The sequence below is a fragment of the Promineifilum sp. (SeqCode) genome, from assembly GCF_041918635.1.
GTDB lineage: Bacteria > Chloroflexota > Anaerolineae > Promineifilales > Promineifilaceae > Promineifilum.
Genome location: NZ_JAYRVJ010000050.1, coordinates 1 through 11,053 on the forward strand (window position 1 = coordinate 1; position 11,053 = coordinate 11,053).

The window sequence follows — 11,053 nt, forward strand, 5'->3', positions numbered from 1 at the left end:
GAAAGCCGGGCGAGGTGTTGGAGCGATGGCGATAAACGAGAGCAGCACTATCCTCTGTTCGGTCTGTGGGGCGACGGTGCGGGCCAACGCGCGCTTCTGCACTAACTGCGGCAACCGGTTGGTCGGCGGCCACCCGCCGGCGCAACTGTCCTCGCCGCCGCCCGCGCCCCAACTGCCCGCCAGCGAACAGCCGACGGTGCGCCACCTCCAGCCGCCGGATGCGCCCCCAGACCCCGCGCCGGATGCGCCGACCGTTCCTTCCTCCCCGCCGGGGTCGGGGTCTGGGACACCGGCCCCGCCCAACGACCCGCCGACGCTGACCGGCATCCAGGCCGCGCAGAGCCGGGTGCTACGCCAGACCTCCGGCACGGCGACACACGTTGGGCGCGTGCGCGACCACAACGAGGACTACGTCGCCAAGCTGGATTACAGCCTGGACCAGAGCGGCGAGATGGAGCCGATCGGCCTTTACATCGTGGCCGACGGCATGGGCGGTTATCAGGAGGGGGAGAAGGCCAGCCGCGACTCCGTGCGCCGGGCGTTCCGCGAATTTGTCGAGGGGCGTATCCTGCACGACCTCCAGCGCACCGGAACGCGCAAGCTCGAGGTCCCGACGGAGCCTTTGCCACCCGACGCGACCATTCGTAGCCTGGTCGAGGAGGCTAACCGGCTCGTCCATGACAAGCGCCGGCAACTCGGTTCCAACCGCGGCACGACCATCGCCGCGCTGCTGGTCGTGGGCAACAAGGCCGCCGTCGCCAACGTCGGCGACAGTCGCGCCTACCTGCTGCGCGCCGGCCAATTGGCGCAGGTCAGCCAGGATCACTCGCTGGTCTACAGCCTCTTCAAGGCCGGGCAGATCACCGAAGAGCAGATTTACACTCACCCGCAGAAGAACGAAATATATCGCTCCGTAGGCGAGCGCGAAGACGTGAAGGTGGACGTGTTCAACCTGACGTTACAGGTTGGCGACCGGCTGCTGCTCTGTTCCGACGGGTTGTGGGAAATGGTTCGTAACCCACAGATCGCCGCCATACTCGGCGGCGGCGTCACCCCGCAAGCGGCCTGCGACCAGTTGGTGGCCGCCGCCTATGACAACGGCGGCGAGGATAATATCAGCGCGATTGCCGTCTATCTGGAGTGAACCAGGAGGCCTGGCAAACACAGACTGCCGGTTGTCTCTCTTAAAATCTGCGTAATCTGCGGATGGTTTCCCAAGAGGCGCGCCAATGTCCGACTTTGTACACTTCACCGGTCTGTTCAGCAAGAACTACCTGCCGCATTTGCCGCAGCCGCAAGTGCTGTATGCCTATTTCGAGACGCGCCCCGGCGAGAGGCAAGAGCAGGCGCGTTTGCCCCTCAACTTCAGCCTCGTCCTGGATCGCAGCGGCTCCATGAGCGGCCAGAAGATGAAGCAGTTGCGCGAGGCGGTCAAGACGATGATCAGCCGGCTGGAGCCGACCGACTTCATCTCGGTGGTCACCTTCAACGTACACACCGACGTGATCATCTCGGCCACCAATGTCCGCGACAAGGAGAAGCTGGAGTCGCGCGTGAACCGGCTGGAGGCGGGCGGCGGCACGTCGATGGCCCCGGCCCTGCGCGCCGGCCTGGCCGAGATCGCCAAGCACCTCTCCCCTGAGGTCGCCAGCCGGCTCATCGTGCTCACCGACGGCCAGACCACGGGCGAGGACGATTGCCGGCATGAAGCCGACAAGATCGCCGCGGCCGGCGTGCCGCTCATCGCGCTGGGGCTGGGCACAGACTGGAATGAGGACTTCCTGCTCGACGTGGCCGAGCGCACCGGCAAGTTGGGCGACGCGCTGCTGATTAAAAAGCCTGAAGACGTTGGCCTTATTTTCGAAGAGGTCTTCTCGCAGATGCAGGTCGTGGCCCAGAATCTGGCTTTTCGTCTGTTGCTGGTGCAGGGGGTGGAGGCGCGCCGCGTCTGGCAGGTGACGCCGCTCATCAAGGACATCACTTTCGGCGCGGTGAAAGGGCGCACGGTGGAGTTCGGCCTGCCGGAATTGGCCGAGAGCGGGGCGGCCTACCTGGTCGAGTTGCTCATCCCGCCGCGCAACCCCGGCCGCTATCGCTTTGCCCAGGCTCAGGTGAGCTATCACGTCGCCTCGCGGGGCGCGGCGCAAGAGGCTCGAACTGATCTGACGGCCGAGGTCACGACCGATCCCAACCTGACGCGGCAGGTGAATGGCCGGGTCATGAACATTGTGGAGAAAGTGACCGCCTTTAAGTTGCAGACCCAGGCGCTGGACGATGTGGCCCGCCAGGACATCGCCAACGCCACGCGCAAGCTGCGCACGGCCCACACCATCCTGCTGGACCAGGGCGAGACGGAACTGGCCCGCAACGCGCTGGCCGAGGCCGAGCGACTGGAGCGGGGCGAAAGTTTGTCGAGCGAGGGGCGCAAGACGATCAAACTGAGCAGCAGCAAGACGGTGCGACTTTCCGACCCCAATGCGCCTAAGTAACGGGGTAGCATGAGGAGGAATAAATGGCTACGGATATGCACGGATAAAACGGATGGACGCCGTGTACCCAGACCTATCCGTTTGATCCGTGCGAATCCGTAGCCATTTCTTAAACTGAGGAGGAGCCGGTGCTGGCGATTGGAACTGTTTTGCAGGAGCGCTACCAGATCGCTCGATTCCTGGGCCAGGGCGGGATGGGCGTCGTCTACGAGGCCATCGATACCCGGCTGGGCCGCCGGCCGGTGGCGGTCAAGGAGATGGACGCGACGTTGGTCGCGCCGGCCGAGCGACAGGCGACCGTCGCCGCTTTCCAGCAGGAAGCGCGCATACTGGCCCGGCTCAAACACCCGGGCATCGCCGGGGTCATCGACTACTTCACCCAGGGCGATTTCTCTTACTTCGTCATGGAATACGTCGAGGGCGAGACGCTCGAGGAGGCCCTGTTGCGCGCGCCTCGCGGCTTCCAGGAGGCGCAAGCGCTGGCCTGGGCCGGCCAACTGGCCGTCGTGCTCGACTATCTACACCGCCAGACGCCGCCCATCATCTTCCGTGACCTGAAACCAGGTAACATCATGGTGCAGCCCGATGGCGCGCTGAAGCTGATCGATTTCGGTATCGCCCGGCTATTCAAAGCCGGCCAGACGCATGACACCATCCGGCTGGGCACGCCCGGCTACGCCCCGCCGGAGCAGTATGGCCACGGCCAGACCGACGCGCGCTCCGATGTCTATAGCCTGGGCGTGGTTGTTCATCAACTGCTGACCGGTCACAACCCGGCTGGCGCGCCCATGCGACTGCCGCCGGTGCGACAGTTCCGGCCCGACCTCTCGCCGCAGACGGAGGCGGCCGTCGCCCAGGCTCTGCAACTCGATCCCGCGCTGCGCTACACCTCGACACTGGCCTTCGCGCGGGCGCTGGGCGCGCCGGTCTCCGGCCCATTCGCCGCCGGTCAGGGAGGCGCGCCAGGGCAGGGCGTCGGCGGCGGGCGCGAACCAATCCCCGCGGCCTTCGCCTCTGTCACCGGCGCGCGCGGCTGGGAACGGGAGCACGCGGCCTCTTCGTCGCCGGGCTGGCTGAAGCCGCTGATCGCCGTGTTGGGGCTGCTGGCGCTGCTGCTGGTGGCGTGGCTGCTGCTCCGCCCGCTGCTCGATGGCGACGGAGCGGCGCCTGCGGCCGGCGCAGGGACGCCTGCCGCGCCTATCGTCACCCAGGTCGTCACGTCGTCCGCGGAGGAGGGCGCGGCTGTGGCCGAGGCGAGCGCCGCGGCCGCCACGCCCACGATGCTCCCTGAGAAGACCCCAGTTAACCAGAGTGCCGTTGCCCCCCCATCCGACACACCGGTTGTTCAAGCCATTGTAGAAGTGGCCACGAGCGCGGCCGTCCAACCAGCGGTCACGGTCGTCGTGGTTGTCGCTACGCCGACACCCGCCGCGCCGGCCAATGCGCCCATCGAGACTGACCTGATGGTGGAGGACTTCGAGTACGGCGACGACGCAACCCTGACCCGCGCCTACACGGTGAACGCGCCGGGGAACGAGTTGACGCTGTCTCTGTCCGCGGCCCAGGCCATGTCCGGCGCTCATGCTGCGTCCTTGCGCTACCGGATCAACCAGGCCAGGGACGACTACGCCGGCATCGAAAAGAACATGGATGCCCCGATGGACTGGCGCAACGCCACCTCCATCTGTCTTTGGCTGGCCAATGACGATTACACCGGCCATCTGGTGATCCAGTTCCGCGAACAGAACGGCGAAGTGTGGAAGCATGAGATGCCGTTGAGGAACAAGACGGCCGGCGACTTCTGTGTGCCGTTGTCGGAGGAAGCGTTCCGGATAGCTGAGTTCTCCGAAGTCAAGAACGGCGTCATGGATTTGGCGGCCGTCGAGAATATCGCCTTTTACGTGGGCGGTAGCGGTATTGACGAAGGTGTCTTGTACCTCGACGCCGTGCGTTTGACCCGCGCGCCGTCGATGGCCGCGCCGCTGCCGACGGCTCTGCCCACTCCTTGCCAATACCAGGTGCTGGCCGCCCTGCGCGGCGCGTGGTCTGATGAGTTGGGCTGCCCCCTCAACGCCGGCCAGAACAGTATCAACACCGGCTACGCGCCGTTCGAGCGCGGCCAGATGTTGTGGCGTGAGGATAACGACGCCATCTACGTGCTCTACAACAACAACACGTTTGCGCGCTTCGCGGACGTGTGGCGGGAGGGCGATCCCGACTTCAGTTGTGGCGAGCCGAACAGCCCACCCACGCCGGTGCGCGGCTTCGGGCGAATTTGGTGTGACAACCAGGCGGTGCGCGACGGGCTGGGCGCGCTGACGGCCTATGAGATCGGCGACAGCGCCAGTAGTTCGCAAGATTATGCCAATGGCTCGATCCTGATCGCGCCGGATGGTCGAGCCTTCATTTTTCTTGGACATACCAGCGGCACGTGGCGTTAGGAGGAGATCGTGATTACCTGCCCCAACTGTCAAACACAAAACCGACCGGGCACGAAGTTCTGCCGCAACTGCGGCAAGGCCCTGCCGGCCGATCTGAAGGCGACACAACTATCGACGCCGCTGGCCCCACCGGCCGCCAGCCGGCCCCTGGGCGATGCCAGAGGCGCAAACACCTGCCCCCGGTGTAGTTCCCCCATACAGCCGGCGGCGCAGTTCTGCCCAACTTGTGGCTTTCCCCTGCGCCAGGCCGTCCCATCTGGCTCTCCCCTTCCGGGGGGAGGGTTCGGGGTCGCCGCCGACGCCCTGAGTACCCTGGTCATTCCTCAGCAGGACAAGGCCATCCTGGTCATCAGTTGGCCTGGCGGCCAGAAGGAAGAGCGGGCGCTCGACAAACCGATCATGCGCCTGGGCCGCGCGCCCGATAACGACATCGTCGTCAACTTTCCGACCGTCTCCGGCCACCATCTGCGGCTGGAGAGCGACGGGGCGATGGAGGTGCGTATCACCGACCTGGGCAGCACCAACGGCACACTGCACAACGGCCTCCAGATGCCGGCCAACGCGCCCCAGACGCTCCACGAAGGGGACGTGCTGCGCATCGGCGACCTGACGGGCAACTCGCTCAGCCTGGGCCTGAAACCTCTGGCGGGCGGCGGGGTACAGACCCGGCCGCTGGGCATGCAGCAGCTCGGCCAGTACCAGCAGGCGGTCATCGGCCGCGACGCTGCCTGTGAGGTTCACCTCGATCATCCCTCTGTCTCTCGCCGCCACGCCGAGATCCGCCGCCAGCCCGACGGCGGGTACGTCATCCGCGACCTGGGCAGCGCCAACGGCACGTTCGTGGACGGCCAGCGCGTTGTGGCCTGGCTGCCGCTGACCAAGGGCGCGGTCATCCAGATCGGGCCGTACAAGCTCGTCTATGACATCGAAGCCAAGGCGCTGACCACGTCCATCAGCCGCGGCCACCGCCTCGACGCGATCATGCTCGGCAAGCAGGTCGCCGGCGGCCGGATGATCCTGACCGACGTCTCGCTGGCCGTGCTGGCCGGGGAGTTCGTGTCGCTGGTGGGCGGCAGCGGGGCGGGCAAGAGCACGCTGCTGCGGGCCATGAACGGCTTTAATCCGGCCACGCAGGGGCAGATGCTCATTGACGGCGAGCAACTCTACCCCAACCTCGACGCCTACCGGATGATCATGGGCTACGTGCCCCAGGATGACATCATCCACCGCGAATTGACCGTCGGCAAGGCGCTCTACTACGCCGCCAAGCTGCGCCTGCCCGACGCGGGCAAGGCCGAGATTGAGAAGCGCATGCACGATGTGCTGGAGATGGTCGATATGGGCGCGCACGTGGGCAAGCCGGTGCGCGTCCTCAGCGGCGGCCAGCGCAAGCGGGTCAGCATCGCCGTCGAGCTTCTGGCCCAGCCCGACCTGCTCTTCCTGGACGAGCCTACCTCCGGCCTTGACCCCGGTCTGGAGAAGAAGATGATGTACGACCTGAACCGGCTGGCCGACCGGGGCAAGACGGTCGTCCTGGTGACCCACGCCACCGCCAACATTGAGCAGTGCGACCACGTCGCCTTTCTCAGCCAGGGGTACTTGTCCTACTACGGCCCGCCAGGCGAAGCCATCCAGTACTTCCAGGCCCAGGACTTCGCCGACATCTACCTGAAGCTGACCCAGGAGGTAGACCCGGCGGCCGGCAAGCCCCTGCCGGCCAACCTGCAGGCCGCTTATCCGGCCGTGCAGTCGCGGCTGGCGTCCGCGTCCAAGAGCAAGGATGGCAAGCCGCCGCGGGTCGAGGCAGGCGTGGTCTGGGCCGAGCACTACCGCCAGTCCCCGCAATTCCAGCAGTACATCGCCGCCCGCCAGCAACAGCTCATGCTCGGCGGCTATGGCGGGCAATACGCGGCGCGGCAGCAACCGCCGCGCGGCCGCGACTCCGGCCTGCGCCAGATTCCCATCCTGGCCCGCCGCCACATCGATCTGATCCGCAACGACAAGCGGACGCTGTTCATCCTGCTGCTGATGATGCCCATCATCGCCCTGCTCTTCATGCTGGTCAGCGGCGAGCACGACATCACCGGCCGGCCCGAGACCTTCGCCCAGATCGAGGAGCGGCTGCGCCAGGACGTGGAGGATCAGATCGCCCAACTGGAGGCGGACGGCGAACTGACGGAGGAGCGGGTCAATGACCTGAGCGAGGACTACATCCCGGCCTCCACCGCGCAGCAACTTATCGTCATGCTCGGCCTGGCGCTGACCCAGGCAGGCACGTTCGGCGCATCGTACGAGATCGTCAAGGAGCGGGCCATCTTTCGCCGCGAGCGGGCGGTGAACTTGCGTGTCGGATCCTACGTCATCGCCAAGGCGGTGGTGCTGGGCGCGTTCGCCGTCTTCCAGGTTGCCAGCGTGCTGCTCATCATGAGCCTGAAGGTCAACATGGACTTCGACCCCGTCTTCGATATTTTCCCGTCGGGGGCGTGGGAGTTGTTCTTCACCTTGCTGATCGCCGTCATCGCCAGCATCATGTTCGGCCTGTTCATCTCGGCCGTCGTGCCGTCGCAGGACGTGGTGCTCTACATCATCCTGGTGCAACTGTTCGTCCAGATCATCCTGTCCGGCACGCTCTTTCCGCTGGGCGACAGCGCCGGGGCCAACATCGCCTCGAAGCTGGTCATCTCGCACTGGACGATGGACGCGATGGGCTCCTCGGCCGATTTGGCCGGGCTGGACGAGGACAAGAGCGTGGCCTGTTCCGCCGTCTGGCTGCCGCCCAACCCGCAACTGGGCACGACCGAGCCGACGACCACCGTTGAGTGCGCCTCGGCCGCGCTGGGCGATAAGCTGAGCCTGGACTACCGGCATACGGAGACCCACGTCGCCATCACCTGGGCCGCTTTGGCGGGCATGGCCCTCTTCTGGGGGGCGATGACGGTGCTGGTGCAGCGGCGAAAACGGGTAGATTAGTTCAATCGGCGCCAGCCTTGTCAAGATCGGTCGCAGCCGTGCTGTGTTATACTGGTACTGAATGACGCACAGGATTGGTTCGTCTTTCGCGGGAGAAACAGTATGACCGCACAACAACTAGACGCACAGGGAGTTAAGGTAACACCTCGCTTACCAATGAGCTTCGAGGAGTACCTTGCCTGGGCAGATGAAGATACCCATGCCGAATGGGTAGATGGAGAGGTCATCGTTCATATGCCAGCCACCGACGCGCACCAGACGATTCTGGGATTTCTCCAAGCGTTACTTCTCCTATACGTCACACGACTAAAGCTGGGCAGGGTGTTTACCGCTCCCTTCCCCATGCGGCTAGAAACAACTAACTCCCAGAGGGAGCCGGACATCTCTGTCGTGCTGAACGCGAATCTCACGCGTGTTCAAAGACAGTATCTTGATGGCCCGGCTGATTTGGTGGTGGAGATTATCTCCGATGAGAGCGTGCGCTGCGCCCGATATGAGAAGTTTACCGAGTATCGAACGGCTGGTATCCCCGAATACTGGATCATCGATTCGCGCGAGGGAAGGAGGCGGGCTGATTTCTACCGGCTAGATGCGCGGGGTGAATATGAGTTGTTCGCTACCGAAGATGATGAACGAGTAGAATCGTCCGTCTTGCCCGGGTTCTGGTTGCGGCCAAGTTGGCTACGGGCCAGTCCGCCGGTTGATTTCCTCCAAGCCTATTTGGAGATACGCGGGCTAACGGCTGAGCAGGCCGACCAGATTGATCGGCTTCTCTAGTCGAGAGTTCAGATTATTGTCTCCTGTAGTTGCCTGATAATCTTTCGATCCGTCACCGCGAACGCATACCGATCTACTTCATCAAGCGCCACCCAGGCGTGGGCGGCCACGCCGATGTCTTGCGGCTCGCCGCCAGTGTAGGCAGCGTGGAAGGCGTGGAGGGTGATGCGAAAATGGGTGTAGGCGTGGGGGATTTCGACCAGGAAGTTACCCGGCGTCACGTCGAGCGCCAGCTCCTCCCGTATCTCGCGCCGCAGCGCGTCGGGCAATGCCTCGCCCGGCTCCACCTTGCCGCCGGGGAACTCCCATAGCCCGCCGAGCAGCCCGCCCAACGGCCGCTGGGCGATGAGAAAGCGCCCTTGTCGCGATGGCGCGCCCGTCTCCCAGATGACCCCCGCCACCACGTCGAAGTAGGGCGTTCGGCGGCGCGGCGGGCGCACCGGCCGCTCCAGCTGCGTCCCCCGCTGCCGGGCCAGGCAAAGCGTGTTGAGCGGGCAGATGAGGCAGCGCGGGTTCTGCGATACACAGATTTGCTGTCCCAGCTCCATCAGCGCCTGGTTGAAATCGCCGGGGCGTTCGGCGGGCACAAGCTCCCCGGCCAAATGCCACAGCCGGCTGCGCGTGGCTGACTGGGTCACGTCTTCAGCCAGGTCGAACACGCGGCTGAGGACGCGGATGACGTTGCCATCCAGCACCGGCGCGGCCACGCCATAGGCGATGGAGGCAACGGCCCCGGCGGTGTAGCGGCCGATGCCGGGCAGCTCCATGAGTTCGCCCAGCGTCTGGGGCAGTTGGCCGCTGTGGTCGCGAACAACGTGTTGCGCCGCGGTGTGGAGGTGGCGCGCCCGGCTGTAGTAGCCCAATCCCTCCCACAGCTTCAGCACGTCATCCAGCGGCGCGGCAGCCAGCACCGCGACCGTCGGAAAGCGGGCCATCCAGCGCTCGTAATAGGGCAACACCGTGGCAATCTGGGTCTGCTGGAGCATGATCTCCGCCACCCAGATGGCGTAGGCGTCCCGCGTCCGCCGCCAGGGCAGGTCGGCGTGTCCGGCATCCCACCAGCCGAGGAGAGCCAGGGCTATCGTTTCGGGATTGGGCATGGCGCTTGGGCAGGGGAGCGGGGGAGCAGGGGGCGGGGAGCAAAAAATCCCTAATGGCTCTTTTTCTCCCCTGCACCCCTGCTCCCCCGCTCCCCTGCTTTTCTCTATCCTCTCACGTACCGCACCACCGGCCGGCTCGTCCGCTCGATCTCCTCCAGGTTGGCGGCGACCAGTTCGCCGCGCTGGTGAAGATGTTCGACATGCGCGCCCGTCTCTTCCAGGGCCAGCAGGACGTGATAGCTATCCACATTGCCAAATAGGTCGCGGCTGATGGCGGCGATGGACTTCGGCTCGCGGCAGATCTCCATCACCTTGCACAGTCGCTCGTCGTGCGCGGCGCGGATGGCGCGGATGCGGGCCGGTATATCCTCGATAGGATCCTCATGCCCGCCCAGCCCCAGCCCGAATCCCGTCAGCCGCTCGATCTTGTCCAGCGAGTCGAAGTAGTGGCCCAACCCCATATCGTGGGTGATGCTCTCCGGGGCCTGGTGGGGGGTGATGCGCGACAGGACGTGGTCGGCCGTCAGCAGCACGTCGTCCACGTGCAGGCAGACCTGGCCGGGGCAATGGCCGGGCGTGTGGTAGACGCCGATGCCGCCCACCGTCGGTTGCCCCTCTTCCAGAAGGAACTGTACCGGCGTCGAACGATAGTAGGTCTTGGCGAACAGGTAGACGCTCATCAGCACCTCGCGCTGTTCGGCCGAGACGCCCGCGCCCTCCAGGAAGGTCTCCAGCCGGCGATAGGAAAAGACCACCCGCTCTTCGTGGTTGGAGAGCACGCGCCGGTCGAGGATGTGGACGCCGATGGGCGCGTCGGTGTAGCGCCGGATGAAGGGCAGGCCGCCGAAGTGGTCGATGTGGCCGTGGGTGATGAGGATAGCGCCGATGTCGGCCAGCGACATGGGCCGGCCGAACTGCTCGCCGATGGCGGCGAACCCGGCCAGCAGGTCGGCGTTGGCCCGCTCCATGCCGGAGCCGCTGTCGACCAGAATAAGCTGCTCGCCGTCGTCGATGACGTAGATGTTGTTCACCAGTGTCGGGAAGGATTGCACCGGGAAGGAGTAGATGATCCGGCCCGCGCCGGTCTGGAAGCGTTGTAGGGGTTTCATAACTTCACCCGGATCGCCGCGCCGGCTGTCACGTCACGGTCAGGCCCGCCGCGTCGTAGCGCTCGTAGAGGCGGTCAACGACCACAGTCCGCAGCCGTTCGACGGCCGTATGTATATCCGCGAACGTGTTATAGAGCGGGGCGATCCCTAACCGGATGTTATCGGGC

8 protein-coding genes are annotated in these 11,053 nt (G+C 65.2%); 5 read left to right on the plus strand and 3 right to left on the minus strand.

Annotated features, from left to right (window positions below):
- From ACE3UY_RS01680 to ACE3UY_RS01700, 5 genes are all read left to right on the plus strand, one after another.
- The coding region (locus ACE3UY_RS01680; RefSeq protein WP_374685816.1) for a protein phosphatase 2C domain-containing protein at window positions 1–1,144 on the plus strand (1,144 nt) is incomplete at its 5' end.
- An 85-nt stretch (window positions 1,145–1,229) separates the two neighbouring features.
- Window positions 1,230–2,489, plus strand: a complete 1,260-nt coding sequence (locus tag ACE3UY_RS01685) for a VWA domain-containing protein (protein WP_374685817.1) — start codon at window positions 1,230–1,232, stop codon at window positions 2,487–2,489.
- A 128-nt stretch (window positions 2,490–2,617) separates the two neighbouring features.
- Entirely contained in the window at window positions 2,618–4,930 is a 2,313-nt protein-coding gene (locus ACE3UY_RS01690; RefSeq protein WP_374685818.1) for a serine/threonine-protein kinase, read from the plus strand.
- A gap of 9 nt (window positions 4,931–4,939) precedes the next feature.
- Window positions 4,940–7,900 carry an FHA domain-containing protein gene (locus ACE3UY_RS01695; RefSeq protein WP_374685819.1) on the plus strand — a complete coding sequence of 987 codons (2,961 nt, stop codon included), beginning with the start codon at window positions 4,940–4,942 and terminating at the stop codon, window positions 7,898–7,900.
- 102 nt (window positions 7,901–8,002) lie between these two features.
- Window positions 8,003–8,677 (plus strand): Uma2 family endonuclease, encoded by a 675-nt coding sequence (locus ACE3UY_RS01700; protein ID WP_374685820.1) that lies wholly within the window; start codon window positions 8,003–8,005, stop codon window positions 8,675–8,677.
- Between the two features lie 8 nt (window positions 8,678–8,685).
- Here ACE3UY_RS01700 and mutY read toward each other — a convergent pair whose 3' ends face one another.
- The 3 genes from mutY to ACE3UY_RS01715 all read right to left on the minus strand — a co-directional run bounded on the left by mutY (window position 8,686) and on the right by ACE3UY_RS01715 (window position 11,043).
- Window positions 8,686–9,777: an A/G-specific adenine glycosylase gene (mutY, locus tag ACE3UY_RS01705; RefSeq protein ID WP_374685821.1), complete on the minus strand. Its 1,092-nt coding sequence runs from the start codon at window positions 9,775–9,777 to the stop codon at window positions 8,686–8,688.
- Between the two features lie 104 nt (window positions 9,778–9,881).
- The gene (locus ACE3UY_RS01710) at window positions 9,882–10,886 is read right to left on the minus strand and encodes an MBL fold metallo-hydrolase (RefSeq protein ID WP_374685822.1); all 1,005 of its coding nucleotides are present in this window, start codon (window positions 10,884–10,886) and stop codon (window positions 9,882–9,884) included.
- Between the two features lie 28 nt (window positions 10,887–10,914).
- The gene (locus ACE3UY_RS01715) at window positions 10,915–11,043 is read right to left on the minus strand and encodes a hypothetical protein (protein WP_374685823.1); all 129 of its coding nucleotides are present in this window, start codon (window positions 11,041–11,043) and stop codon (window positions 10,915–10,917) included.
- Window positions 11,044–11,053 lie beyond the last annotated feature (10 nt).

Excerpts from the sequence above, each read along its gene's own strand:
- mutY (WP_374685821.1), bottom strand. The coding sequence starts at position 9,777 with ATGCCCAATCCCGAAACGATAGCCCTGGCTCTCCTCGGCTGGTGGGAT.
- ACE3UY_RS01700 (WP_374685820.1), top strand. The coding sequence starts at position 8,003 with ATGACCGCACAACAACTAGACGCACAGGGAGTTAAGGTAACACCTCGC.
- ACE3UY_RS01710 (WP_374685822.1), bottom strand. The coding sequence starts at position 10,886 with ATGAAACCCCTACAACGCTTCCAGACCGGCGCGGGCCGGATCATCTAC.
- ACE3UY_RS01685 (WP_374685817.1), top strand. The coding sequence starts at position 1,230 with ATGTCCGACTTTGTACACTTCACCGGTCTGTTCAGCAAGAACTACCTG.